We start from the raw sequence: 25,946 nt of genomic DNA, 5'->3' as shown, positions 1-25,946 counted from the left end.
GGATGCCGTGTGCGCATCGACGCTCACTTCTCGATCACTTGGTTGTCGGTGGCAGCCTTCAGTTCCTCGTCGTAGCCGCTCGCCGCCTTGTCGACCGAACTGTCACCCGTGGTGACGCTCTCCATGGCCTCCTGGATGGCGGTCGAGACCTTCGGGTACGCCGGGTAAGCGGGCCGGTAGTGCGTGCTCGCGACCAGGTCGGTGAAGAACTTGATACCGGGCTGCGCCTGCACGTAGGCGGGGTCGGCGGCGACGTCCTTGCGCACCGCGATACCGGAGTTGGCGATGTACCACTTCTGGGCGTTGGCCTTGGTCTGCATCGTCTCGATGAACTTGAAGGCCAGGTCGGGGTTGGCCGCCTTGGCCGGGATCGACCAGGTCCAGCCGCCCGACATGCTCACCTTGCCCGGTGCCTGGCCGTGCTGGGTGGGCATGTACGCGAGGCCGAGCTTCTGGGACCACTCGGGCCACTCGTGCCCGGCCCCCTTCAGCCAGTCCTGCGGGAGCCAGCTGCCGTCGAGATTGATGCCGAGCTTGCCCTCGGGCAGCAGCTCGCCGCGGATCCGGGTCTGGATGTTGGGGTCCAGGGCGTCGGGGACGTCGAGGCCGAGCTTCTCCTTGTAGACGGTCTCCACGAACCCGAGGGAGTCCTTGAAGGCCTGGCCGGAGGCGATCCACTTCTTCGAGGCGGAGTCGTACAGGGGGTCGGACTGTCCGTCGCCCGTCCCGTACAGCAGCATCTCGAAGCCCTGCATGGTGGCGGCCTCACCGGCGGGTTTGCCGGTGTAGACGTTCAGGGGCGTGACGCCGGGGACCTTCTTCTTGATGGTGCGCGCGGCGGAGAGGACGTCGTCCCACGTCTTCGGCTGCCAGTCCTCGGGCAGGCCCGCCTTCTTGAATATCCCCTTGTCGAACCAGAGGCCGCGGGTGTCCGTGCCGTCCGGGACGCCGTACGTCTTCCCGTCCTGCGCCTTCGCCGCCGCCTTCGCGGTGTCGATGAACTGGCCCCAGCCCGACCACTTGTCGAGATAGGGGTCGAGGGGCTTCAAGTACCCGCTCGTGATGTCGGAGTTGATGAGGAAGGTGTCCTCGTAGACCAGGTCGGGGGCCGTCTTGGGCGACCTGAGCATCTGCTGGAGCTTGGTGTAGTACTCCGAGTCCGGGGCCTTGATCGGGACGAGCTCGACCTTCTTGCCCGGGTTGGCCTTCTCGAACTGCTTCTTCATGTCGGCCAGGTAGGTGTCCATCACCCGGACCGAGTTGTCGGTCGACTGTTTGAAGGAGATCTTCACGGTGTCGGGGTCACTCCCCGACCCGGATCCGCATGCGGTGAGTGTGGTGGCGGCGAGCACTGTCGCGAGCAGAAGTGGGGCGGCGGTGGGGCGCACGGGCACGACCTCCTACAGACCGACATCGTTGTCGGGCGAGCCGAGTTGTCTGCTCGGTGAACTTAGGAGGTGTGCGTATGTCAGGTCAATGACCTTGCGGCGGCTCGGGCTTGGGCGGCTTCGTCGTCGGCGTCGGCCCGGGCGAAGACGTCGGCGGCCTTCTCGAAGTAGGTGCGCGCTTCGATGCGGCGGTCGGCGGCCTTGTGGATGAGGGCCAGTTCGTGCGCGATGCGGCCGGCCTCGTGCCAGGACTCGAACTCCAGGTGCATGTACAGCGCCTTGATGTACGCCTCTGTCGCCTCGCCGGGCCGGTTCGCCCCCTGCAGGGCGTGACCGAGGCAGCTCCACACCTTTGCCTCACCGGCCAGGTTGTCGGTCGCTCGATACAGGTCGCGAGCCCGGGTGTAGGCGTCGATCGCCTCCGTGACGCTGTCAGCGGCTTCCAAGGCCGTGCCCAGGTTCTCCCACGCGATGGCTTCGCCATGCACGTAACCCGAGGCCTGATGAAGGTCGCGGGCGCGCGTGTGGGCATCGATCGATGCCGCAAGGTTCCCGAGGTCCTTCAGCGCCGTGCCGAGGTTGTTCCACGATTGACCCTCGCCGTACGGATCCTGAGTCGTCCGGTACAAACTGCGGGCCTTGGTGTGGGCGTCGACCGCGGCCTCGACATCGCCCAGCATGCGCATGGCATAACCGAGGCTGTTCAGACTGGCGGCCTCCTCGGCGGGGTCCCCGACGAGGTAGGCGGCGTCGCGAGCAGTGGTCCCGATCGTGAGCCAGTCGTCGTAGTGATGACGCCAGTTCAGGTAGTAGCCGTCCAAGGCTCTGGCCAAGTGGACGGTCGTCTCGGCGTGAGACCTGTCCACCTCCCACTTGAACGAGGCGACAATGCTCGCGCGCTCAGCGTTCAGCCAGGCAAGAGCCTCCGCTCTGTTCGTGAAGAGGTCGGGGGCCGGATGCCGTTGGTACCTGCCCAGCTGGGCATCGGCGGATCTCGCGTACTGGAGGTAGTGGTCGAGCACCCGTCCCCGTGCGCTCCCGACCTCCTCGGCCGGTCCGGGCTCGCTTGCGGTCAGGTCTGCGGCATGGGCGCGCACCAAGTCGTGCAGTCGCCAGCGGACCGAGCCGGCTGAGGTGACGGGAGTGACGAGGTGCGCGGAGGACAGGTCCTCCAGCAGTGTGAGAACGCGGTCCCGGGAAAGCCCGGCCAGGGCTGCCGCCACTTCGGTGGAGAAATCGGCCGTGGGCGCCAGCGAGACGAGACGCAGCAGTCGCTGTTGCTCTGCGGGGAGGCGACCGTAGGCGATGTCGAAGATCGGACGGAGCGACGGGGCGTCGGACGCCTTGATCCGGGCGAGCACCTCGCCGGCGCAGTCGGCGATCGAGCGATGCCGGCGCTTGCGCAGGATCGCTGCCGCGATGTGCAGGGCGAGTGGATGGTGGCCACAGACCGCTGCCAGATCGCGCAGGGCCTCGGGTTCACGTCTGGGGCGGTCGTCGCTGTCGTCGCTCAGCAGTAGTGCATGGGTGATGAGGTCGGCCGCGGCCTGCGGTGTCAGGGTGTCCAGGGACAGCAGGCGGGCGGGCAGTTCGGTGAGCAGGTCGCGAGAGGTGACCAGCACGCGGTGTCCCTCGGTACCGGGGACGAGCGGGGTGAGCTGTCTCGGGTCGGAGGCGTTGTCCAGGATCACCAGCATCGGTGGACGTCGTGCGAGCAAGGTGCGGTACAGGGCGTACTGGGCGGATGTGGTCTGGGGCAGGTCCGTTCCGCGCACGCCCAGTGCGTCGAGCAGCGCCAGCAATGCCTGCTCGGCAGTGACTGGGTTGTCGTCGTAACCTCGCAGATCGACGAACAGGGTCCCGCCGGGAAACCATCCGTCGCGGACCGCCTTGTGCGCCGCGTACAGAGCGAGCGACGTCTTGCCGATGCCGCCCAGGCCGGAGACCGCGCAGATCACGACAGGGATGTCCGTGTCGGCCGTGGGGTCCAGGGCGGGGAGGAGTCGGGCCAGGTCGTCCTCGCGGCCGGTGAATCCGGCGGGAGCGGCAGGGAGGTCTGCAGTCGCGACCGGAACCGGGCCATGGGCATGCCCGGTGCCACGATCCGGCGCCCCCGGGTCGCGGGAGGCGGGAGGCATCGGTGCTCGCCCTCCCACCGACTTTGCCACGAACGGTCCGTGGAACGTGCTGCCCCGGAAATCGAGGTGGTCGCCGCCGTACTCGGAAGGGGGAAAGGGGCCCTCCTGGGGGCCGGAGTCGTCCGGAGTGCCCGGGCGGGCCGTGCGGTCGCGCAGGGGCCGGTGCTTGCGCAGGATCGCGACCATCGCCGCCGCGGCCTCGTCGGCGGCGCGCGGCTGCGACCCCGACGCGTCGGCCGCCGCCTTCCCCACGTCGGCGTAGTCGCTGATCCCGCGGATCACGAGCGCGTCCAGCCGATCGCTGAGGTGCGCCGCGTGGGCGACCCCCGAGCCCTCCATCTCGATGGCGGCGGCGTCGTTGTAGTGGGCCCTGAGATGCTCGGCGACGTCGGACTTCGCGTCCGCCAGCACGACATCGCCGACGGCGATCGGTTTGAGGTGCACCTTGCCGCGCAGGGCGAACCGGGCGGCCTGTTCCAGGCGGTGGGAGGAACGCCAGGCCTCGGGGCGGACGTGGAATCCCTTGTCGGTCTGTTTGCCGCCGTGGATGCCGTACACCTTCGTGCCCACCACGACGTCGCCGATCTCGATGTCGTCCTTGAGGCCGCCCGCCACGCCCACGAAGAGCAGCGCCTCGGGGCGCAGCCAGGCCACGATCCGCTCGGTGAGCACGGCCGCGTTCAGGGCGCCCTCGCCCAGTTCCGCCACGGCCACGTACCAAGGGGTGTCGGCGAGCCGGCCCCGCTCCACCCGCGTCCCCGCGGGATGTTCCAGTTCCTCCGCGTCCGAGAGCCGACGGCGCACGGCCTCGTACTCGGACGGGAGTGCGGTGAGGACCACGACGGTGGGTTCTGTCTCCGGCACACTCTTAAGGTACTGCCAAGTCGCCTGCCCAGAGGGCGTGTTGGTGCTCGGAGGAGAAGGGGGAGGCGCACGTGTCGGAGCAGGGCGTCAACGGGGGGCAGTTGCTGCTCGCCGAGTACCAGAGCGTGAAGGACGAGCAGCGGGCGCGGATCGGGTTCCGGGACAATCTGCTGTACGTGACGCTCGCGGTGGTGGCCGCCGTCGTCGCCGCGTCCGCGCAGGCCAGGCAGGCGGCCATGCTGCTGGCGCTGCCGCCCGTCTGTGTCGTCCTCGGGTGGACCTACCTGGTCAACGACGAGAAGATCTCCGCGATCGGGGCGTACGTCAGGGGCGAGTTGGGTCCGCGGCTCGCCGAACTCACCGGCGCCGAGGCCGCCTTCAGGTGGGAGACCGCCCATCGCGGCGACGCGCGCAGGGCGTCGCGCAAGGTCATCCAGTGCGGCGTCGACCTGCTCGCGTTCTGCCTCGTTCCGCTCGCGGGGCTGGTCGTGTACTGGGCGAGCGGTCAGGTCTCCGCCGGGCTGGTGGTGCTGTCGGTGGCCGAGGCGCTGGCGGTCGCGGGTCTCGGAGTCCAAGTGGTGCTGTACGCACAACCTTTCGCCGCGGCGGCGAGTCCATCTTCTGTGAGTTGACGGCCATTGGTCCGTTTCGCGCGTCTGGGGGGAGACTTCATGCCGGACGACGAGGGGCGAGGGTTCGCCGGGAGCGTGCGCCGTTTCTTCCGGTGGCCGCGCGAGGTCCCGCGAGGTCCCGCGCCGGCCGTGCCGCTGGCCCGCGTGGGGCTTTTCAGCGTTGCCGCGGGGGCGGGCATCGCCGCCCTCGGGTGGGGTGACCAGGTGGTGCTGATGGCGCTCGGCCCCGTGTACGCGATGGCCGACGACGTGCTCAAGGGCGTGCGGCACCGGTGGCCGGGCTTCGCCGTCGGTCTGGCGGCAGGCTGGGGAACCGTGGTCCTCGTGCGGGCGACGACCTCCGCCCCGGCCGATCCCGACTGGGCCGACTGTCCCGCCCTCGCCGCCGGGAGCCTGGTCGCCCTCGCCGCCTTCGCGGCGGTCACCCGCCTGCCCGACCGCCGAGAAACCGCACGCCCGTAGTCATGTCCCGATGGGACTCATGTCTCAGTGAGCCTCATGTCCCACTGGGACATCTTCGGGTGTACGGTCGGATCCATGAAGGCGAACGAGCCCACCGAGCTCGCCGACGGCGTCGTCGAGGACCGCAGAGCGCGCAAGGCGCGGCTGACGCGCAACGCGCTGGCCGCCGCGGCGCTCGACCTGATCCTGGAGCACGGCCTGGAGGACGTGACCGTCTCCGCCGTCGCCGAGCGCGCCGACGTCACCCGCCGCACGTTCAGCCGCCATTTCGTGGGCAAGGAGGACGCCGCCCTCGACTTCGTCCGGGGCGACGGCGCCCGCATCAACGCCTGCCTGCGGGACCGGCCCGCCGACGAGCCCCCGCTCCTCGCCTACCGGCGGGCCGTGCGCGACTGGCTCGCAGACCGGGAGAACCCGGCCTGGCACCTGCGCCCCGACATGCGCAGACTGCTCGCCCTCGTCGACAGCGAACCCGCGCTGTTCGCCGCCTACGAGCGCATCCGTGTCGACGCCCAGGAGGAGTCGATCCGCATCATCGCCGACCGGCTCGGCACCGACGACGCCCAGGACGTACGCCCAGCCGTCGTCGTCGGCGCGGCCGCCGGCGTGCTCACCGCCGCACTGCGCCTGTGGGCGCGCGGCACACGCGACCACGCCGACGACTCCGCCGCCGCGGACCTCGCCGCCCTCGTGGAACGGGCCTACGACGCCCTGATGGACGAGGCGGAACTCGCCGCCTCGCCCGGCACCCATCGCACAGCAGGAAAGTGACCAGCATGAGCACCACCGCACCCGCCGCCCCCGTCACCGACTACTCCACCGAGTTCTCCGGCAGGACCGCCCTCGTCACCGGCGCCGCCTCCGGCATCGGCCTGGCCACCGCCCACCGCCTCGGCCACGGCGGCGCGAACGTCGTCATCGCCGACCACGACGCCGAGGGCGCCGAGAAGGCCGCCGCCGAACTCCGGGCCGAAGGGATCCTCGCGTCCGCCGTCGCCGTCGACGTGACCCGCCCCGAGTCGGTCGAGGCAGCCGTGCGATTCGCCGTCGACACCTTCGGCGGGCTCCACCTCGCCGTGAACAACGCCGGCATCGGCGGCCCGGTCGCCCCCACCGGCGACTACGACATCGACGCCTACAACCGCGTCGTACGCACCAACCTCGACGGCGTCTTCCACTCGCTGCGCCACGAACTCCCGGCCATCGAGGCGGCCGGCACGGGCGGAGCCGTCGTCAACGTCGCCTCCATCCTCGGCTCGGTCGCCTCCGCGGGATCGTCAGCGTACGTCGCCGCGAAGCACGGCGTCGTCGGCCTGACCAAGACGGTCGCCGCCGAGTACGCCCCCAAGGGCATCAGGGTCAACGCGGTCGGCCCCGGCTTCATCGACACCCCCCTGCTGAAGGGGATGGACCGCACCCAGTACGACGGGCTGGTCGCCCTGCACCCGGCCGGCCGCCTCGGCCGCGCCGAGGAGGTCGCCGAACTGATCGCCTTCCTGCTCTCCGAGCGCGCCTCGTTCGTCCACGGCAGCTACCACCTCGTCGACGGCGCCTACACCGCCGTTTGAGCCGCCCGCCGTAGGAAACCCCGCAAGGAGCACCATCATGAAGGCACTTCAGTACCGCACCATCGGCGCCGCCCCCGAGGTCGTCACCGTCCCCGACCCCGAACCCGGCCCCGGACAGGTCCTGTTGAAGGTCACCGCCGCCGGCGTGTGCCACTCCGACATCGCGGTGATGAGCTGGCCCGCCGAGAGCTTCCCGTACCCGCTGCCGCTGACCCTCGGGCACGAGGGGGTCGGCACCGTCGCCGCACTCGGCGCCGGCGTGAGCGGACTGGGCGAGGGAGACGCGGTCGCCGTGTACGGGCCGTGGGGCTGCGGGATCTGCGCCAAGTGCGCGGAGGGCAAGGAGAACTACTGCCTGCGCGCCGACGAACTCGGCATCCGCCCCCCGGGACTCGGCGCGCCCGGATCCATGGCCGAGTACCTCCTCGTCGACGACCCCCGGCATCTCGTGCCCCTCGACGGTCTCGACCCGGTCGCCGCGGTGCCGCTGACGGACGCGGGACTGACGCCGTACCACGCGATCAAGCGCGCACTGCCCCGGCTGCTGCCCGGCTCGACCGCCGTGGTCATCGGCACCGGCGGCCTCGGCCACGTCGCCATCCAGCTCCTGCGCGCCATGACGGCGGCCCGCGTGATCGCCCTCGACGTCAGCGAGGACAAGCTCGCCCTCGCACGGCAGGTCGGCGCCCATGAAACCGTCCTGTCCGACGCCGACGCGGCGGCGAAGGTCCGGGAACTGACCGCAGGCGTCGGAGCCCAGGCGGTCTTCGACTTCGTCGGCGCGGAGCCGACCGTACGGACCGCCGGGGCCGTCGCCGCCGTCGAGGGCGACATCAGCATCGTGGGCATCGGCGGCGGCGCCCTGCCCGTCGGTTTCGGGGCCCTGCCCTTCGAGGTGTCCGTCAGCGCGCCCTACTGGGGTTCCCGCGGCGAACTGATCGAGGTCCTCGACCTCGCGCGTGCCGGTGCCGTCTCCGTCCACACCGAGACGTACTCCCTCGACGAGGCCCCCCTCGCCTACGAGCGCCTGCACGCGGGCAAGGTCAACGGCCGAGCCGTCATCCTCCCCAACGGCTGAACCCGCCGCCCGGTCAGCCCTTGACCCAGCGGTACTGCAGCTCCGGCCGCCCCACCTGACCGTACTGCGGAGCACGTGCCGCCCGCCCGGCCTCGACCAGGTGCTCCAGATAGCGCCGGGCCGTGATCCGTGAGATCCCGACGGCCTCGGCGACCCCGGCCGCCGTCAGACCGTCGGCGCAGTCCCGGAGGACCACGGAGACACGCTCCAGGGTCGGGGCGCTCAACCCCTTGGGAAGCGCGGCCGGACCGGGAGCGCGCAGGGTGGCCAGGGCGCGGTCCACCTCGTCCTGGCCGCTCGCCTCGCCGGCCGCCGCGTGGAACTCCGCGTAACGGACCAGCCGGTCGCGCAGGGTGGCGAAGGTGAACGGCTTCAGCACGTACTGCACCACACCGAGCGACACCCCCTCGCGCACGACGGCCAGGTCCCTGGCGGACGTCACCGCTATCACGTCCGCGTGGTGGCCGGCGGCGCGCAGCGAGCGGGCCAGTTGCAGCCCGTGCACGTCCGGCAGATGCAGATCCAGCAGGAGCAGGTCCACCGGAGTCCGCTCCAGCGCGCGACGGGCCTCCGCGCCCGTGTGGGCCTTGCCGACCGCGGTGAACCCGGGCACCCGCCCGACGTACATGACGTGCGCGTCGGCGGCGACCGGGTCGTCCTCGACGACGAGCACGCGGATCGGGTCGGTCATGCGTCGCCTCCGGGCAGAGCGGGCTCGACGGCCACGGGCCGCGCGGGCCCGGGCACGGTGGACATCGTGGACCGCTCGGCCGGCGGCACCGCGGGCAACGGCAACCGCACCTCGAACTCCGCCCCGCCCCCGGCCGCCTCGCACACCGTCAGCCTGCCCGCGTGACGCTCCACGGTCTGCCGTACGAGCGCCAGACCCAGACCGCGTCCGCCCGGCCCGGCCGGCTTCGTGGTCCAGCCGCGCTGGAAGAGCTGTTCGGTGTGCGCCGGATCCACCCCGGCACCGGTGTCGGCGACCCGCATCACCAGCACGGACTCGTCGGTGAACGCCGTCACCGTGACCCGGGCGCCGGTCGTCCCCTGCGCCGCGTCCACCGCGTTGTCGATCAGATTGCCCAGGACGGTGACCAGGTCCCGGGAGGGCAGGGAATCCGGGAGGAGACCGTCGTCGATGGCGCTGTCGTCCGACACCACCAGCTCCACACCCCGCTCGTTCGCCTGCGCCGCCTTGCCGAGCAGCAGCGCCGCGAGGACCGGCTCACTGACCGCCGCCACCACCTGGTCGGTCAGCGCCTGCGCCAGCTCCAGCTCCGCCGTGGCGAAGTCGACGGCCTCATCGGCACGGCCCAGCTCGATCAGCGACACCACGGTGTGCAGGCGGTTCGCGGCCTCGTGCGCCTGGGACCGCAGAGCCTGGGTGAAGCCACGCTCCGAATCCAGTTCACCCGTCAGGGCCTGGAGCTCGGTCACGTCGCGCAGGGTGACCACCGTGCCACGGCGTTCACCACCGGAGACCGGGGACGTGTTGACGACCAGCACGCGCGACGCGGTCAGGTGCACCTCGTCGACGCGCGGCTGCGCGGACAGCAGCGCGCCGGTCAGCGGGGCGGGCAGCCCGAGGTCCGCCACCGAACGGCCGACCGCGTCGTCACCCACCCCGAGCAGCTCCCGCCCGCCGTCGTTCATCAGCGCCACCCGGAACTGCCCGTCCAGCATCAGCAGTCCCTCGCGCACGGCGTGCAGCGCGGCCTGGTGGTAGTCGTGCATGCGGCTCAGCTCGGCGGCGTTCATGCCGTGGGTGGAGCGGCGCAGCCGGGCGTTGATGACGTACGTGCCGATGCCGCCGAGCGCCAGGGCGCCCGCCGCGACCCCGACGAGGGCGGTGACCTGGTCCTGCACCCGCTTGGTGATCGCCTCGACCTTGATGCCGGCGCTGACGAGCCCCACGATGCGGCCGTCGTCCCGGATCGGGGTGACGGCGCGGACGGACGGGCCGAGCGTACCGGTGTAGGTCTCGGTGAACGACCGGCCCGCCAACGCGGGACCCGTGTGGCCGAGGAAGTGCTGGCCTATCCGGTTCTCGTCGGGATGGGTCCAGCGGATGCCCCGCGGGTCCATGATCGTGACGAAGTCGACGCCGGTGTGCCGCTGCACCCGCAGCGCGTACGGCTGGAGGTCCTTCGAGGGGTCCTCCGTGCGGATCGCCGCGTGCACCGAGGGCGCGTCCGCCACGGAGCGCGCCACGCCCATGGCCTGCCGGCCCGCCGACTCCTCGGCCTGGCTGCGGTCGCTGACATAGGTGAACAGCGCGTACCCGGCGACGAGCACCGCGATCAGCACGGCCTGCATCGCGAAGAGCTGCCCCGCCAGGCTGCGGGGGCGCGGGGCGCGGAGGAAACGCATGCCGTCAGTCTGCCTCGCCTTATAAGCGTGAACTAAATGTACGCAAGGGTGACCGCCCTCACAGGCCGGGAGATAGTCACCGCATCGCCCGGGAGTCCACGCCTCCCGGATTCCCCGGACGTGAGCCGCACGCCGGGTTCCGCCGGACGTGAGCCGCACGCCGGATGATGCCGACGACGTCGTCAAGGAGGGCAGCCGTGGCCAGTACATCCCCAACGGCACCTGACGCACCCGCTGTGAAGCGGGACCGTACGCACTACCTCTACATCGCCGTGATCGCCGCGGTGGGCCTCGGCATCGCCGTCGGGTTCGCCGCGCCGGACTTCGCCGTGGAGCTCAAGCCGCTCGGCACGGGCTTCGTCAACCTGATCAAGATGATGATCTCGCCGATCATCTTCTGCACGATCGTGCTCGGCGTCGGCTCGGTACGGAAGGCCGCCAGGGTCGGCAAGGTCGGCGGGCTCGCGCTCGGCTACTTCATCGCCATGTCCTTCGTGGCGCTGGCCATCGGCCTGGTCGTGGGCAACATCGTCCACCCGGGCAGCGGGATGCACCTGACCGAGGCCGTGAAGGGCGTCGGGCACACCCAGGCCGAGGCCGCGGCCGAGGGGCCGGTCGACTTCCTGCTCGGGATCATTCCGACCACGTTCGTGTCGGCCTTCACCGAGGGTCAGGTGCTCCAGACGCTGCTCGTCGCGCTGCTCGTCGGCTTCGCCCTGCAGGCCATGGGGCGCCAGGGCGAGCCGGTGCTGCGGGGCGTCGAGCACATCCAGAAGCTGGTCTTCCGCGTCCTCGGCATGATCATGTGGGCGGCGCCCGTCGGTGCCTTCGGCGCGATGGCCGCGGTCATCGGCGAGACCGGCATGGACGCGCTCAAGGCGCTGGCCACCATCATGTTCGGCTTCTACATCACCTGCTTCCTCTTCGTCGTGATCGTGCTCGGCACGCTGACGAAGCTGGTGGCCAGGGTCAGCCTCTTCCAGCTGCTGAAGTACCTGGGCCGTGAGTTCCTGCTGATCGTGTCCACGTCGTCGTCCGAGTCCGCGCTGCCGCGGCTCATCGCGAAGATGGAGCACCTGGGCGTCAGCCGCCCCGTCGTCGGCATCACCGTGCCGACCGGCTACTCCTTCAACCTCGACGGCACGATGATCTACCTGACCATGGCCTCGCTGTTCATCGCCGACGCGATGGACCAGTCGATGAGCATCGGCCAGCAGATCGGGTTGCTGCTCTTCATGATGGTCGCCTCCAAGGGCGCGGCCGGTGTCTCGGGCTCCGGTATCGCCGTCCTGGCCAGCGGTCTCCAGTCGCACAAGCCCGCCCTGGTGGACGGTGTCGGTCTGATCATCGGTATCGACCGCTTCATGAGCGAGGCCCGCGCCGTCACCAACTTCGCGGGCAACGCGGTGGCGACGCTGCTCATCGGCACCTGGACGGGTGAGGTCGACAAGGACCGCGTCACCCGTGTCCTCGCCGGTGAACTGCCCTTCGACGAGCGGACGTTGCTGGACGACGACAGTGCCGGCCGGAGCGAGCTGCCCGAGCAGGGCGGCGAGAAGGAGCTGGCGAAGGCGTAGGACTTCCGTGAACAGGGCGTGCCTTCCTGAACGAGGCGCGCCCTGCCGACGGGGGCGTCCGTCCGATCGGGTGCGCCCCCGAGGTCGCCGAGCGGCCGGGTTCTTCCCCCGTGGTCCCGGCCGCTCGGTGTGTCAGGCGCTCAGTTCGGCCACCAGCTCGGTGGCGCGCGAGGCGGGCACGCCGGCCGTGGTCAGGATGGTGACCGCGGCGGAGCGGCCCGCCTCCTGCGTGGGCAGCAGTCCGTCGTTCACCGCCTCCATCAGGGCGAACAGTGTCTGTTCGTGCACGTAGGCCAGTGCGTACGGCGGCAGCGGCGACTCGAAGACACCTTGGTCCAGGCCTCGTCGCAGGATGTCCGCGCAGGATTCGCGGACGGGGGTGAGGCGGTCCCGGATGCCCTGCATGGTGACGCTGCGCTGGGCGAGGGCGACGAGCAGCCGGTAGCGGTCGGCGATCTCCCAGACGGCGAGCGTGGAGCGGACGAGCGACTCGGCCGGGTCGGTGACGCCTTCGCGGCCGGCCGCGTGCGCCGCCGCCACCGAGTCCACCGCCTCGTCGACGAGGTCGCTGATCAGGGCCTCACGGTTCTGGAAGTGCCCGTACACCGTGCGCCGTACGACGCCCGCGGCCCGTGCGATCTGGTCCATGGACGCGTCGGGGTCGCGCAGCAGCTCGGCGAGGGCGACGTCGAGGATGCGGCGGCGGTTGACGTCCGCGCGGCTGAGGTTACCCGTGGTCATGACTGCCATTCTGCCTGCCCTTCGCCGCCTCCCGTCCGTCGTGCGCCGACCTCCTGTCCTCGGGCACAAGGCCTCCACCTCCTTGATTTGCACAGTCCTGTGCAACGCCGTACATTGCACATCGTTGAGCAAATGCACAGTGCTGTGCAAGTAGATCTCGCTGTACACGCGTCCGCGCCGGCCGACCGCCGTGCGCGTCGACCGAGGAAAGGGCGACCCGTGCCCATGCGTCTCGTCATGAACGAACCCGTCGAGAGGATGGAGCGTCCCTACGCCCGGCGCTGGTGGGCGCTGCTGGTGCTCTGCCTGAGCCTGCTGATCATCGTGATGGCGAACACCGCCCTCACGGTCGCGGCACCCGACATGACCCAGGACCTGGGCCTGTCCAGCGCCGATCTGCAATGGGTGATCGACGGCTACACCGTCCCGTACGCCGCGCTGATGCTGCTGCTCGGCGCGATCGGCGACAAGTACAGCCGTCGCGGCGCCCTCGTCCTCGGGCTCGTCGTCTTCGGCGGCGGAGCCGTCGCCGGGTCGCTCGTGGACGACTCCACCGGGGTGATCGCGACCCGCGCCGTGATGGGCGTCGGAGCCGCGCTGATCATGCCCGCGACCCTCTCCCTGCTCGCCGCGACCTTCCCTCGCGCGGAGCGGGCCAAGGCGATCACCCTGTGGACCGCCACCGCCGGACTCGCCATCGCGGCGGGCCCGCTGGTCGCCGGGGCGCTTCTGGAGCACCACGGCTGGTCGTCCACGTTCCTCATCAACGTGCCGATCGCCGCGGTCGCGATCGTCGGCGCCCTCGTCCTCGTACCGCCGTCCAGGGCGGCGCACCGGCATCGCATCGACTACGTGGGCGGCCTGCTGTCGGTGGTCTGGATCGGCTCGCTGGTCTACATGATCATCGAGGGTCCGCACTTCGGCTGGGGCGTCAACGCCGTCACCGCCGCGGTCGTCGCGGGCGTCGGCCTCGCGCTGTTCGTGGTGTGGGAACTGCGCCACCCGCGTCCGGTGGTCGACGTGCGCCGTTTCGCCCGTCGTGGCTTCGCGGGCTCGAACCTCGCCGTCGCGCTCTTCTTCCTGGCCGTCTTCGGCGCCTTCTACTACCTCACCCAGCACCTCCAGTTCGTCCTCGGCTACGACGCGCTGGACACCGGGGTACGCATGCTGCCGCTCGCCGGAGCCGTCTTCGTCGGCTCGGCGCTCACCGGCTACCTCACCCCGCGCGTCGGCATGAAGGTCACGGTCACCGCGGGCATGGTCGGCGGCACCGCGGCGCTCGCCCTGCTCACCCGGGTCGACGCGGCATCGTCGTACGGCGATCTCGTCGTGCCCCTCGTGGTCCTGGGACTCGCGATCGGGCTCGCCCTGTCGCCCTGCACGGACGCCATCATGGGCGCGTTCCCCGAGTCCGAGCTGGGCGTCGGCGGCGCGGTCAACGACACCTCGCTGGAACTCGGCGGCTCGCTCGGCATCGCCATCCTCGGCTCGGTCCTGTCGAGTGCGTACTCCTCGCACCTGTCGGACGCGACGGCGGGCAGCAAGCTCCCGGCGAACGCCCTGTCCACCGCGCAGGATTCGGTCGGCGCCGGATACGCCGTCGCCCAGGGCATCGGGGACAAGGCCCGCCAGGCCGGTGAACAGGCCGCCCACGCGGGCAGTCCCGAGCAGGCCGCGCAGCTGAAGGCCCAGGCCGATCAACTCGCCGTGGGCGCACGGCAGATGGCGGACGCGGTGGGCTCGTCCTTCTCGGACGCGGTGGCACACACCAGCCTCGTCGGAGCGGTGATCCTGGGCGTGGGCACGGTGCTCGTCGCTTTCCTCCTGCCCCGGAAGGCGCGTACGGGGGCCGAGGGTTCCGAAGCCGAAGCCGAAGCCGAAGCCGAAGTCGAAGCCGAGGCCGGAGCCGGCGTTGGAGCCGGAGCCGAGACCGAGGCCGAGCCCGAGACCGATGGCGATGCCGCGCAGGACGCGCCCGACGGTGCGGCCGAGGAGAAGGACGCTCCCGAGCCCGCGAGCGGAGCCCGTCACTGACCCTTTCTTGAACATCCGTTCGGAACCGTGACCCTGAGGGCCGCCGTCTCGTAGGACATGCATCACCGTGCCGTGCCGGTCGGACCGGCACGGCACGGCACGTTCGGCAAAGGACACGGAGCATGAAGATCGACTGGGACCGGCGCACCTGCGCCCGGCGCGGTCACGTCACGTACGCCCCCGACGAGCGGGCCCTGCGCGAGCGGCTGCGCGCCGAGACGGGTCTCGGCGAGGCCTGGCGCTGTCTGCGCTGCGGCGACTTCGCGCTCGGCGACCCGCACGGCTCCGGGCCCGCCGACGAGGCCCCGCTCGTACCGCGCGGCAAGGTCCTGCGCGACCTGTTCATCCTGCGCTTCCTCGCCGTCGAGCGGGCCGTGCGCGGGGTGTTCATCGTGCTGGTCGCGGCGGCCGTGTGGAAGTTCAGCAACAGCCAGGACGCGGTGCGCAGGCTCTTCGACGAGTACCTCGACGTCTTCCGTCCGGTCTTCCGGCACTTCCACTACGACCTCGACCACTCACCCGTGGTCGGCACCGTCCAGAAGACCTTCGGCTACCGGCACTCCACCCTGGTGCTGGTGGCCGTGCTGCTCCTGGTGTACGCCGCGATCGAGCTCGTCGAGGCGGTCGGCCTCTGGTACGCCAAGCGCTGGGCGGAATACCTCACGGTCGTCGCCACCGCCGCCTTCCTCCCGCTGGAGATCTACGAACTCACCGAGCACGTCAGCTGGTTGAAGATCGCCACACTGGTCCTCAACATCCTCGCGGTGCTCTACATCGCCCTGGCCAAGCGGCTGTTCGGACTGCGCGGCGGCCACCGGGCGTTCGAGGCGGAGCGGCACAGCGCCTCGCTGCTGGAGGTGGAGGAGTCGGCGGGCCTCGAACCCGCCCACTCGTAGCGGCCCCGGGAAGGTCGTCCGGGGGTGACCGGCAGGGCGACGCGCCCCGGCGTCCCCTACCGGCCCGTCGTGGCGTCGAGGCGGACCAGCTCCTGCGGGGTCAGGACCAGGTCGGCCGCCGCGGCCGAGTCCCGGATGGTCTCGGGGCGGCTTGCGCCCGGGATCGGGATCACGGCCGGCGACCGCGCCAGCAACCAGGCCAGGCAGACCTGCTGGGGGCTGACCCCGCGCTCGCGGGCCACCGCGTGGAAGGCCCCGAAGGGGCCGGACTCCGGCCCGGTCCCCGGTGCGGCACCCGACGCGGGCCGCGCCCCGGACGGGCCGTCCAGGGAACTGCGCGAGATCCCGCCCAGCGGGCTCCACGGCAGGAAGGCGATGCCCAGCTCCGCGCAGAGCCGCAGCGCGTCCTCACTGTCCCGGACCGCGGGCGAGTACTGGTTCTGCACCGAGACCAGCCGGTCGCCGAGGATCGCGTGGGCGGCGCGGATCTGGGCGGTGGTGGTGTTGGAGACGCCGGCCAGCCGGACCGTGCCCTCGTCGAGGAGTTCGCGCAGGGCGCCGACGGACTCCTCGAACGGCACGGACGGGTCGGGCTTGTGCAGCTGGTAGAGGCCGATGGCGTCCACTCCGAGCCGCTTCAGCGAGGCCCGCGCGGCCGACTTCAGATGGCGCGGCGAGCCCGTCACCGTCCAGCTGCCGTCGGCGGGTCTGCCGCGGCCGCCCTTCGTGGTCACCAGCACGTCGCCCGTGTCGCCGCCGTACGTCGCCAGCGCGCGGGCCACCAGCTGCTCGTTGTGGCCGGGTTCGGCGCCCGGCAGGTGGTAGGAGTCGGCCGTGTCGAGCAGGGTCACCCCCGCGTCCAGAGCGGCGTGCACCGTGGCCAGGGCCCGCGCCTCGTCCGGGCGGCCCTCGATGGACAGGGGCATCGCGCCGAGCCCGATCGCGCCGACGCTCACCTCTCCCAGAGTGCGCTGGCGCATGTCAGCCGTTCTCCTTTCCGAGTGTCTCGGCGACCGCGCGCGGCAGCCACTCGTCCGTCCCGCCGAAGGTGAAACCGAGCTTCGTGGCCCGGGAGTTGTCCATGCCGTAGGAGCGGGCGAACGAGAACGGGGAGACCTCCCCGACCTCGACGCCGCGGAAGACGGTCCTGCCCCCGGGGACGTGGACCGCCACCGCCGCGCACAGCTCCTCGGTGGTGAGCACCCCGTGGGAGGCGGCGTTCACCGGGCCGGTGAAGTCCTGGCCCGCCGCCCAGACGAGGAAGTCCGCGATCTCCTCGACATGGACGTAGGTGGCCGGGCGGTTCACGGCGGGCACGGCGATCGGATCGCCCGTGCGGATGCGGTCCGCGTAGTGGTCGAGGCGCCCGGTGAAGTCGTCGTCGCCGCCCAGCACATGGGCGACGCGGACAGCCACGTACGGGAAGGCCGGACCGGCCGCGAGGACCGCCTCGGCCTGCCGCTTGCCCTCGCCGTAGTGCGTCTCCAGGAACTCCGGGTCGTCCCAGGGCAGCGTGAGGTCGACGGCGACGGTACGGGGATCCACGGCGTCCTCGCCCACGAGGTCCGCCGAGTCCTCGTACTCGTAGACCTCCACGGTCGACGTCATCACATAGCGCCGGGTGCGGTCCGCGAAGACGCGCCGCGCGATCCGGGCCTGCCGCGGCGTGTAGCAGACCTGGTCGATCACGACGTCGAACGTCCGCGAACCCAGCGCGTTCTCCAGGGACTTCTCGTCATTGCGGTCCGCGACGAGATGAATTGCCCCCGCGGGCGGTGCCGACGACCCCCGGTTGATCACGGTGACCCGGTCTCCCGCGGCCAGCAGCCGGGCTATCAGACGCTTTCCGAAATACCGGTTTCCGCCGATGACGCATATCTCGCGCATGACGAACGCCCCCGATCCGTTTCGTATTCCGTGGAACCCGGCGTGCTTCGAAGCCTTCGGCGCGCCGGTCCTTGTGGTGATAATTCTCCCGTCGTACGCAGGAGGTCTGAAGGGGGAGTCATGGGAGATCAGGCCGCGGCACAGAAGGAACCACGGCATCTGCGCGCAGCCGCCGACGAAACGTCGGTGGCCTTCGACGCGCTCGACCGGCAGATCCTGGAGCAGCTCCAGAGCGACGGCCGGATCAAGCTCAGCGAGCTCGGCCGCCGCGTCCGGCTGAGCCCGGCGGCCGTCGCCGAACGCGTACGCCGCCTGGAGTCGGCCGGCGCCATCACCGGCTACGGCGCCCATGTCTCGCCGCCCCGCCTCGGCTACGGCATCCAGGCCTTCATCCGGGTCAATCCGCACGGCGGCTACACCCTCAAGCACCCGAGGACGCTGGAGCTGCTGGAGCGACCCGAGGTCGTGGAGGTCCACCACGTCGTCGGCGAGGACTGCTGGATCCTCAAGGTGGCCGTCGAGGACACCATCCACCTGGAGGAGATCCTGGAGCAGACCTCCGCGCTGGGGCGTACGACGACGTCGATCGTGCTGTCCTCCCCGGTGGAGCGGAAGCCGCTGCTGCCGCCGGCCTGAACCCCGCGGCGGCCGGGCCGGCACCGGACGGCCGGCCCGGCGCCCGGAGGGTTTGCCTTGACGTCGGCGTCAAGGACTACCGTCGCAGGCATGCGAATCGGCGAGCTGGCGGCACGCGCCGGGACGACCACCCGGACCCTGCGCTACTACGAGTCGCGGGGGCTGCTGCCCGCGCGGCGCGGCGAGAACGGGTACCGCACCTACGACGAGCACGACCTGCGGCTGCTGCGGCAGATCAGGACGCTGCAGGACTTCGGGTTCGACCTGGAGGAGACGCGCCCCTTCGTGGAGTGTCTGCGGGCCGGGCATCCCGAGGGCGACTCGTGTCCCGCGTCGCTCGCGGTCTACCGCCGCAAGCTCGGTGAGCTCGACACGCTGATCGATGAGCTGCGGTCGGTGCGCGCGCAGGTCGCCGGGCAGCTGGTGCGGGCGGAGCAGGCGCGCGACGAGCTGGCGGCCGAGTCGCGGGTTCCGGGCGGCCCGGAACCGGAATGCGAACTGGGAGGGCAGACGTGGTGATCAAGGCGGCGGGTGTGGCCGAGGTGACGGACGCGGACTTCGAGGCGGAGGTGATCGGGGCGGACCTGCCCGTGCTCGTGCAGTTCACGGCCGACTGGTGCGGGCCGTGCAGGCAGCTCGCCCCGGTGCTCGGGGACATCGCCTTCGAGGAGGGCGACCGGATCAAGATCGTCCAGCTGGACGTGGACAGGAACCCCGGGACGACCATCGCGTACGGCGTGCTCTCGACGCCCACGCTCATGGTGTTCCGCGATGGGGAGCCGGTGAAGTCGATGGTGGGCGCCCGGCCCAAGCGACGGCTGCTGGAAGAGCTCGCCGACGTGCTCTGACCACACCCGGCGAACGAGCCCGCGTCCGGGCCGATATACGAGAAATCCCCCTGGCGATTGCGCTCGGGGGATTTCTTTGCGTATATTCGATGGTTCGCGACTTCAAGAGAATTGGGTCGCGGAGAAGTTCACTGGCCACAGTATATCCGGGCGGGAGCGGAATTGTCAAACAGGGGCTCACACACAGAATTTCCCGACGATGAATTGCGGAGAGAGCAGGAATTCATCGACGGGCTGTACGCGCGCGTGGACGCCCTGCGCGGGGTCACCGAGGCGTCCGTCGAGGACGCCCTCGCCCAGGGCAACACGCCCATGCAGGCCCGGCTCGAACGGGACGTGCTGGTCGCCGAGCGCTCCGGCCTGCTCGCCGCGCTGAACGCCGTCGACGGATCGCTCTGCTTCGGCCGCATCGACCTCGCCCCCGACCCCTCCTCCTCGTCCGGGCAGGGGGAGCCCCCGTCAGGGGTCAGCCACCACATCGGCCGCATCGGCATCCGCGCCGACGACACCGAGCACACACCGATCCTCATCGACTGGCGGGCCCCCGTCGCCCGCCCCTTCTACCTGGCCACCGGCCACACCCCCATGGGCCTGCGCCGCCGCCGGCACATCACGACCGAGGGGCGGCGCGTCACCGACCTGCACGACGAGATCCTCGACCTGGGCGACCGGGAACGCACCGGACACGAGGACCCCACCGGCGACGCCGTACTGCTCGCCGCGCTCAACGCGGCCCGTACCGGCCGCATGAGCGACATCGTGCAGACCATCCAGGCCGAGCAGGACCGGATCATCCGCGCGCCGCACCGGGGTGTGCTCGTCGTCGAGGGCGGGCCCGGCACCGGCAAGACCGCCGTGGCCCTGCACCGCGCCGCCTACCTGCTCTACGAGCACCGCGAACTGCTGGCCAAGCGCGCGGTCCTCATCGTCGGCCCCAACCCGGCCTTCCTCGGCTACATCGGCGAGGTGCTGCCCGCGCTCGGCGAGACGGGCGTCCTGCTCGCGACCGTCGGCGAACTGTTCCCCGGTGTGCACGCCACGGCCGGCGACACCCCCGAGGCCGCCGCCGTGAAGGGCCGCGCCGACATGGCCGACGTCCTCGCCGCGGTCGTCCGCGACCGTCAGGCGCTGCCCGATCCGGTCATCGCGATCGAGCACGACCGGGACGTCCTGATGCTCGACGCGGGCCTCGTGCAGGTCGCCCGCGAACGCACCCGCGAGGCAGGGCTGCCGCACAACGTGGCGCGCGAGCACTTCGAGGGACACATCCTCAACACCCTCACCGACATGCTCGCCGAACGCATCGGCACGGACCCGTTCGACGGGTCCAACCTCCTCGACCCCAGCGACATCACGCAGATCCGCGACGAGCTGGCCGAGAACCCCGAGGTCTGGTCCGCGGTCGACCAGTTGTGGCCGCGGCTGACACCGCAGCGCGTCGTCGCGGACTTCCTCGCCGCACCCGAGACCCACCTCGGCGAACGGGACGCCGCCGCCGTCCGCCGCCCCGTCACCCGGGAATGGACCACCGCGGACGTCCCCCTCCTCGACGAGGCCGCCGAACTGCTCGGCGAGGACGACCGTGTCGCCCGCGCCCTCGCCGACCAGGAGCGCCGCACCCAGGTCGCCTACGCGCAGGGCGTGCTCGACGTGTCGTACGCCTCGCGGACGTACGAGTTCGAGGACAAGGACGAGGAGGACTCCGAGATCCTCTCCGCGCACGACATCATCGACGCCGAACGGATGGCGGAACGACACGAGGAGGACGACCACCGCAGCGCCGCCGAGCGGGCCGCCGCCGACCGGACCTGGGCCTTCGGCCACATCATCGTCGACGAGGCGCAGGAACTGAGCCCGATGGCCTGGCGGTTGCTGATGCGCCGCAACCCCACCCGGTCGATGACCCTCGTCGGCGACCCGGCACAGACCGCGGAGTCGGCCGGGGTGGGCTCCTGGGAGGAGATCCTGGCCCCCTACGTGGAGGACCGCTGGGAGCACACACGGCTCGCCGTCAACTACCGGACCCCGTCGGAGATCATGGAACTCGCCGCGGCCGTGGTCCGGGCCGAGCAGCCCGGCTTCGAGCCGCCGCGGTCCGTGCGGTCGACCGGGGAACGGCCCTGGGTGCGGGACGCCGGCGCCGATCTGCCCGGAGCCGTGTCCAAGGCGGTGGCCGAACTGACCCCGGCCGAGGGGCGGCTCGCGGTGATCGCGCCGCGCCCGTTGCACGGCGCGCTGGCCGAGCGGCTGGACGGGGTCACCGCGGGGGCCGAGCCCGACCTGACACGGGACGTGGTGCTGCTCGATCCGCGCCAGGCCAAGGGGCTGGAGTTCGACTCCGTGCTCGTCGTCGACCCGGCGTCGTACGGCACGAGCGACCTGTACGTCGCGCTGACCCGCGCCACCCAGTCGCTGGGCGTGCTCCACACGGGGACGCTGCCCCGGTCCCTGAGCGCACCCGAACCGGCCTGAGCGGCCGCGTCGTCGAGCGCCGGACGCCCTGAACCAGGCCGTCCGGCGCTCGATCCGGCTACGCGGGCCGGAGCCAGATCGTGGCGAGCGGGGGCAGGGTCAGCCGGATGCCGGCCGGGCGGCCGTGCGCCGGGTGGGGTTCGGGTTTGACGGGATCGGGGTTCAGGACATCGCTGCCGCCGTAGCGGCCGGCGTCGGTGTTGAGGACTTCGTGCCAGGCGGGGATGTCCTCGGGGACGCCGATGCGGTAGCCGTGCCGCACGACGGGGGAGAAGTGCGAGACGGCGAGCAGCGGGGTGCCGTCGGCGTCGTACCGCAGGAAGGCGAGCACATTGTCCTCGGCGGCGTCACCGGCGATCCAGCTGAACCCGGAGGGTTCGGTGTCGCGCTGCCACAGCGCGGGCTCGCGGTGATAGACCGCGTTCAGATCGCGGACGAGGTCGCGGACACCGCGATGGTCGGGTTCGGCGGGGTAGGCGGGGTCGAGGAGCCACCAGTCGGGGCCGTGCGCCTCGGACCATTCGGCACCCTGGGCGAACTCCTGTCCCATGAACAGGAGTTGCTTGCCGGGGTGGGCCCACATGAAGCCGAGGTAGGCGCGGGTCGTGGCACGCTGCTGCCACCAGTCCCCGGGCATCTTGGAGACCAGTGAGCCCTTGCCGTGGACGACCTCGTCGTGCGAGATGGGCAGGACGTAGTTCTCGCTGTAGGCGTACACCATCGAGAAGGTCATCTCGTCGTGGTGGTACCTGCGGTGCACCGGATCGTGGGCCACGTAGCCCAGCGAGTCGTGCATCCAGCCCATGTTCCACTTCAGCCCGAAGCCCAGCCCGCCGAATCCGCCCGGACCGTTGTGGTGGGTGGCACGGGTGACACCGTCCCAGGCCGTGGACTCCTCGGCGATGGTGACGACGCCGGGGTTGCGGCGGTAGACGGTGGCGTTCATCTCCTGGAGGAAGGCGACCGCGTCCAGGTTCTCGCGTCCGCCGTGCTCGTTGGGGACCCACTGCCCGGGTTCGCGGGAGTAGTCGAGGTAGAGCATGGAGGCGACCGCGTCGACGCGCAGGCCGTCGATGTGGAACTCCTCGCACCAGTACACGGCGTTGGCGACGAGGAAGTTGCGGACCTCGTGCCGTCCGTAGTCGAACTCGAGGGTGCCCCAGTCCGGGTGGGCGGCACGCAGCGGGTCGGCGTGCTCGTACAGCGGACGCCCGTCGAATTCGGCGAGGGCCCAGTCGTCGCGGGGGAAGTGTGCGGGCACCCAGTCCATCAGCACGCCGATGCCGGCCCGGTGCAGGGCGTCGACGAGGTACTTGAAGTCGTCGGGGGTGCCCAGCCGTGCGGTGGGGGCGTAGAAGCCGGTCACCTGATAGCCCCACGATCCGCCGAAGGGATGCTCCGCCACCGGCATCAGTTCCACATGCGTGAAGCCCAGGTCCGACACGTAGGCGGGGAGCTGGTCGGCGAGCTGGCGGTAGGTGAGACCGGGGCGCCAGGACGGCAGGTGCACCTCGTACACGGAGAACGGCGCCTCGTGCGTAGCCCGCAGCCCCCTGCGCGACATCCACTCCGCGTCCCGCCACTCGTGGTGGGAGGCGTGGACGATCGACGAGGTGCGGGGCGGGGTCTCGGTGCGCCGGGCCATCGGGTCCGCCCGCAGCGTGCGCGTCCCGTCCGGGCGGGTGATCTCGAACTTGTAGAGCTCGCCCTCGCCGATCGCGGGCACGAACAGCTCCCACACCCCGGAGGAGCCGAGCGATCGCATCGGATGACCCGTGCCGTCCCAGAAGTTGAAGCCGGCGGCGAGACGCACACCGCGTGCGTTGGGTGCCCACACGGTGAACCGGGTGCCGGTCACGCCCTGGTGGACCATCGGCTGCGCGCCGAGGGCCCGCCACAGCTCCTCGTGCCGGCCCTCGCCGATCAGGTGCAGGTCGAGTTCGCCCAGCGCGGGCAGGAAGCGGTACGCGTCCTCGGTCTCCTGGACCGTCTCCTCGTACGCCACGAGCAGCCGGTACGACGCGGGGACCTCACGCAGCGGCAGCAGTCCCGAGAAGAAACCGTCCCCGTCGTCGTGCAGTTCGGCGCGCAGCTGATCCGTCACGACGGTGACCCCGAGCGCGTACGGACGGAAGACGCGGAAGGCCACGCCGTCCGGCACCGGATGGGCTCCGAGCACGCCGTGCGGATCGTGGTGGGTGCCGTCGAGCAGCCGTTCCCGGTCACCGGGGCCGACGCCCGGGAAGCAGGGCGCGGGGTCGGCCACGGGTCCCGGCGCCTGCTCCGGGATGCGGGCCTGCTCCGGGACCGGTGACGGGTCCGCGGTCCCCTCCGGGCGGGGAAGCTGCCTGGGGACCTTCGCGGAACTCGTGGACTTCCGCGTCTTCGCGGTCTTCGGCGCCTTGCCCGCGGCGGGCTTCCCGGCCGCCGCCCGGGCCGGGGACTTCCCGGCCGTGCCCTTCTCGGCCGCGGTCTTCCCGTTCGCGTCCTTGGCCGCGGCCGGCTCGGCAGCCCCCGCCGCGCCCTTCGCCGTCCCCGAAGCCTTGGGGGTCTTCCCGGCCGCCGCCGGGCCGGCCGCCGTCTTCTTGGCGGCAGCCGACTTCTTCGTGCCGGACTTCTTCGCGCCGGTCTTCTTCGGACTGTCGTCGGACGGAGGGCGGGGCGTCACGGGCAGGGCCTCCTCGGCAGGATCGGGTGACATCGCGGGACCAGGTGAATCGAAGGGACCAGGGGATCGGGGTTCAGGGCGACGCGGCCAGCCGGCGTACCGCCGCCATCGGCACCGGCAGCCAGTCGGGCCGGTGCCGGGCCTCGTACAGCACTTCGTAGACCGCCTTCTCCGTCTCGTACGCCCGCAGCAGGACGGGGTCGGTGCGCGGGTCGACGCCGGCGGCCTCCGCGTAGCCGGTGCAGTACGCGGCGCGGCAGGCGTCGACCCAGCCGGGTATCAGAGGGGCGGGCGCGTCGGCGTCGCCCGGGGCGCCGGGGACCGAGTGGGCGGCGTAGTCGAACGAACGGAGCATGCCCGCGATGTCACGCGCCACGGGCTGCGGCATCCGGCGCTCGGCGAGCGGCTTCGACGGCTCGCCCTCGAAGTCGATGAGCGACCACTGTCCGGTGGGGGAGCGCAGACACTGCCCCAGGTGCAGATCGCCGTGGATGCGCTGCGCGGTCCAGGTGTGTCCCTCGGCGGCCAGATCGGCCAGCGCCTCGAACGCGGTGAGCAGGCCGGGCGCGTACGGACGCAGGGCGGGCACCGCCTGCGCCGCCGCCTCCAGACGCCCGGCCATGCCGTCGACGAGCAGCTCCATCTGCGCGCGGCCCAGCGTCACCGTGGGCAGCGTGCGGGCGAGCGCCGTGTGCACCTCGGCGGTGGCCCGGCCCAGCGCCCGCGCCTCACCGGCGAAGTCCTCGCCCTTGGCCAGTTCGCGCAGCGCCAGCTCCCAGCCGTCCGACGCGCCCTGGACGAACGGCTGGAGCACACCGAGAACGGACGTCTGCCCGCCCAGGTCCGCGAGCATCCACGCCGCGGGGGCCGGCACACGCGCACAGCCCGCCCGGGACAGCGCCAGCGGCAGCTCCAGATCGGGATTGGTGCCCGGCACGATCCGGCGCAACAGCTTGAGAATGAACGTATCTCCGTAGACGATCGACGAGTTGGACTGCTCCGCCGTCATCAGGCGCGGCACCAGGTCCCCGCGGATCTCCTGGCGCATGTCCCGTTCGAAGCGCAGCTCGCCGACCCGGGCCCGGCTGCGCAGCGCCTCCAGCAGCAGCCCGGCGGGGCGCGGGTCGTACAGCGCCTCGTACACGGTGCGCCCGGCCAGCGGCCCCTCGTCCGGATGCCCGATCAGCGCGGGCGCGAGCCGTGGCGGCAGCGCCTCCCGCACACCGACGAGCAGTTGGTAGCAGTCGCCCGGCTGCGGGGCGGCCCCCTGCGCCGGAGTGAGCGGCTGATGTGCCCGTAAGAGGAGGTGGAGCAGGCCCGCCTTCGCCCCGGGCGGCAGCAGTTCCACCGCCGAGACCAGCGTGAATCCGGTCACCGGACGCCCCTTGCCCGCGAACCAGCGCTGCCGCGGCAGCCACTCCCGCAGCAGTGGATCGAGGGACGCGAGAAGCTCGGGGCGTGCGACGGGGGCCGTTGCAGAATGGGTTGCGGCTTCCGACATGGCGTCGCGTCCTTTCCCCGGAGTCGGGGTGTTACTGATGCGTGCCCAGGGCGGGGCGGGGGAAACCGCCCCGCCGCCCGGGTCCTAGAGGGCGTCCTTGCGGAGCCGGAACCAGTAGAAGCCGTGTCCGGCGAGGGTGAGCAGGTAGGGGAGTTCTCCGATGGCCGGGAATCGCACGCCGCC

The 25,946-nt window shown here is 71.4% G+C and carries 21 protein-coding genes and 2 pseudogenes; 12 read left to right on the top strand and 11 right to left on the bottom strand.

Going from position 1 to position 25,946, the window contains the following annotated elements:
- Nucleotides 1-23: 23 nt before the first annotated feature.
- From ABEB03_RS18805 to ABEB03_RS18795, 3 genes and pseudogenes are all read right to left on the bottom strand, one after another.
- Nucleotides 24-1,394, bottom strand: a complete 1,371-nt coding sequence (locus ABEB03_RS18805) for an extracellular solute-binding protein (RefSeq protein WP_345650055.1) — start codon at nt 1,392-1,394, stop codon at nt 24-26.
- Nucleotides 1,395-1,468: 74 nt separating this feature from the next.
- Nucleotides 1,469-3,526 carry a tetratricopeptide repeat protein gene (locus ABEB03_RS18800; protein ID WP_345650855.1) on the bottom strand — a complete coding sequence of 686 codons (2,058 nt, stop codon included), beginning with the start codon at nt 3,524-3,526 and terminating at the stop codon, nt 1,469-1,471.
- Nucleotides 3,527-3,541: 15 nt separating this feature from the next.
- Nucleotides 3,542-4,390 (bottom strand): annotated as a pseudogene (locus ABEB03_RS18795) (5'-methylthioadenosine/S-adenosylhomocysteine nucleosidase family protein); the annotation flags it as partial.
- 71 nt (nt 4,391-4,461) lie between these two features.
- Here ABEB03_RS18795 and ABEB03_RS18790 point away from each other — a divergent pair.
- From ABEB03_RS18790 to ABEB03_RS18770, 5 genes are all read left to right on the top strand, one after another.
- Nucleotides 4,462-5,022 (top strand): hypothetical protein, encoded by a 561-nt coding sequence (locus ABEB03_RS18790; protein WP_345650052.1) that lies wholly within the window; start codon nt 4,462-4,464, stop codon nt 5,020-5,022.
- Nucleotides 5,023-5,061: 39 nt separating this feature from the next.
- A complete protein-coding gene (locus ABEB03_RS18785) occupies nt 5,062-5,484 on the top strand; it encodes a hypothetical protein (RefSeq protein ID WP_345650049.1) in 423 nt (140 codons plus the stop codon).
- Nucleotides 5,485-5,559: 75 nt separating this feature from the next.
- Nucleotides 5,560-6,255, top strand: a complete 696-nt coding sequence (locus ABEB03_RS18780; RefSeq protein ID WP_345650046.1) for a TetR/AcrR family transcriptional regulator — start codon at nt 5,560-5,562, stop codon at nt 6,253-6,255.
- Between the two features lie 5 nt (nt 6,256-6,260).
- A complete protein-coding gene (locus tag ABEB03_RS18775) occupies nt 6,261-7,052 on the top strand; it encodes an SDR family NAD(P)-dependent oxidoreductase (RefSeq protein WP_345650043.1) in 792 nt (263 codons plus the stop codon).
- 37 nt (nt 7,053-7,089) lie between these two features.
- On the top strand, nt 7,090-8,130 hold the full coding sequence (locus ABEB03_RS18770; RefSeq protein WP_345650040.1) for an NAD(P)-dependent alcohol dehydrogenase: 1,041 nt from the start codon (nt 7,090-7,092) through the stop codon (nt 8,128-8,130).
- 13 nt (nt 8,131-8,143) lie between these two features.
- Here the strand turns inward: ABEB03_RS18770 and ABEB03_RS18765 are convergent, their stop codons facing one another.
- Both ABEB03_RS18765 and ABEB03_RS18760 read right to left on the bottom strand, forming a co-directional pair.
- A complete protein-coding gene (locus ABEB03_RS18765; protein ID WP_345650036.1) occupies nt 8,144-8,821 on the bottom strand; it encodes a response regulator in 678 nt (225 codons plus the stop codon).
- The gene (locus ABEB03_RS18760; protein ID WP_345650033.1) at nt 8,818-10,503 is read right to left on the bottom strand and encodes a sensor histidine kinase; all 1,686 of its coding nucleotides are present in this window, start codon (nt 10,501-10,503) and stop codon (nt 8,818-8,820) included. Before ABEB03_RS18760 ends, ABEB03_RS18765 begins: the two co-directional genes overlap by 4 nt.
- 164 nt (nt 10,504-10,667) lie before the next feature.
- On the opposite strand from ABEB03_RS18760, the gene ABEB03_RS18755 reads away from it, so the two are divergent.
- Nucleotides 10,668-12,080 (top strand): cation:dicarboxylate symporter family transporter, encoded by a 1,413-nt coding sequence (locus ABEB03_RS18755; RefSeq protein WP_425589263.1) that lies wholly within the window; start codon nt 10,668-10,670, stop codon nt 12,078-12,080.
- 132 nt (nt 12,081-12,212) lie between these two features.
- Here ABEB03_RS18755 and ABEB03_RS18750 read toward each other — a convergent pair whose 3' ends face one another.
- The gene (locus tag ABEB03_RS18750) at nt 12,213-12,830 is read right to left on the bottom strand and encodes a TetR/AcrR family transcriptional regulator (protein ID WP_345650027.1); all 618 of its coding nucleotides are present in this window, start codon (nt 12,828-12,830) and stop codon (nt 12,213-12,215) included.
- Nucleotides 12,831-13,046: 216 nt separating this feature from the next.
- Here ABEB03_RS18750 and ABEB03_RS18745 point away from each other — a divergent pair, with 216 nt between their 5' ends.
- The gene (locus ABEB03_RS18745) at nt 13,047-14,855 is read left to right on the top strand and encodes an MFS transporter (protein WP_345650852.1); all 1,809 of its coding nucleotides are present in this window, start codon (nt 13,047-13,049) and stop codon (nt 14,853-14,855) included.
- Nucleotides 14,856-14,977: 122 nt separating this feature from the next.
- Nucleotides 14,978-15,751 (top strand): DUF2127 domain-containing protein, encoded by a 774-nt coding sequence (locus ABEB03_RS18740; protein ID WP_345650025.1) that lies wholly within the window; start codon nt 14,978-14,980, stop codon nt 15,749-15,751.
- Between the two features lie 56 nt (nt 15,752-15,807).
- Here the strand turns inward: ABEB03_RS18740 and ABEB03_RS18735 are convergent, their stop codons facing one another.
- Together ABEB03_RS18735 and ABEB03_RS18730 are read right to left on the bottom strand one after the other, a co-directional pair.
- Entirely contained in the window at nt 15,808-16,731 is a 924-nt protein-coding gene (locus ABEB03_RS18735) for an aldo/keto reductase (RefSeq protein WP_345650023.1), read from the bottom strand.
- Between the two features lies 1 nt (nt 16,732).
- Nucleotides 16,733-17,638, bottom strand: coding sequence for an NAD-dependent epimerase/dehydratase family protein (locus tag ABEB03_RS18730; RefSeq protein WP_345650020.1), 906 nt, complete (start codon nt 17,636-17,638; stop codon nt 16,733-16,735).
- Between the two features lie 120 nt (nt 17,639-17,758).
- On the opposite strand from ABEB03_RS18730, the gene ABEB03_RS18725 reads away from it, so the two are divergent.
- From ABEB03_RS18725 to ABEB03_RS18710, 4 genes are all read left to right on the top strand, one after another.
- The gene (locus tag ABEB03_RS18725; RefSeq protein WP_345650017.1) at nt 17,759-18,274 is read left to right on the top strand and encodes an Lrp/AsnC family transcriptional regulator; all 516 of its coding nucleotides are present in this window, start codon (nt 17,759-17,761) and stop codon (nt 18,272-18,274) included.
- A gap of 90 nt (nt 18,275-18,364) precedes the next feature.
- Nucleotides 18,365-18,793, top strand: a complete 429-nt coding sequence (locus ABEB03_RS18720; RefSeq protein ID WP_345650014.1) for a MerR family transcriptional regulator — start codon at nt 18,365-18,367, stop codon at nt 18,791-18,793.
- Nucleotides 18,790-19,122: a thioredoxin gene (gene trxA, locus ABEB03_RS18715; protein ID WP_345650849.1), complete on the top strand. Its 333-nt coding sequence runs from the start codon at nt 18,790-18,792 to the stop codon at nt 19,120-19,122. Before ABEB03_RS18720 ends, trxA begins: the two co-directional genes overlap by 4 nt.
- Nucleotides 19,123-19,266: 144 nt before the next feature.
- On the top strand, nt 19,267-21,594 hold the full coding sequence (locus ABEB03_RS18710) for a HelD family protein (protein ID WP_345650846.1): 2,328 nt from the start codon (nt 19,267-19,269) through the stop codon (nt 21,592-21,594).
- Between the two features lie 58 nt (nt 21,595-21,652).
- Here the strand turns inward: ABEB03_RS18710 and glgB are convergent, their stop codons facing one another.
- The 3 genes and pseudogenes from glgB to ABEB03_RS18695 all read right to left on the bottom strand — a co-directional run.
- On the bottom strand, nt 21,653-24,262 hold the full coding sequence (glgB, locus tag ABEB03_RS18705; RefSeq protein ID WP_345650011.1) for a 1,4-alpha-glucan branching enzyme: 2,610 nt from the start codon (nt 24,260-24,262) through the stop codon (nt 21,653-21,655).
- Nucleotides 24,263-24,335: 73 nt separating this feature from the next.
- Nucleotides 24,336-25,763 carry a maltokinase N-terminal cap-like domain-containing protein gene (locus tag ABEB03_RS18700; RefSeq protein WP_345650008.1) on the bottom strand — a complete coding sequence of 476 codons (1,428 nt, stop codon included), beginning with the start codon at nt 25,761-25,763 and terminating at the stop codon, nt 24,336-24,338.
- An 84-nt stretch (nt 25,764-25,847) separates the two neighbouring features.
- A pseudogene (locus ABEB03_RS18695) lies at nt 25,848-25,946 on the bottom strand (alpha-glucosidase C-terminal domain-containing protein); the annotation flags it as partial.

Source organism: Streptomyces siamensis (genome assembly GCF_039543605.1).
GTDB classification, from domain to species: domain Bacteria; phylum Actinomycetota; class Actinomycetes; order Streptomycetales; family Streptomycetaceae; genus Streptomyces; species Streptomyces siamensis.
The sequence above is the reverse complement of the archived record's forward strand: the minus strand, read 5'-3'. Positions and strand labels throughout refer to the sequence as shown.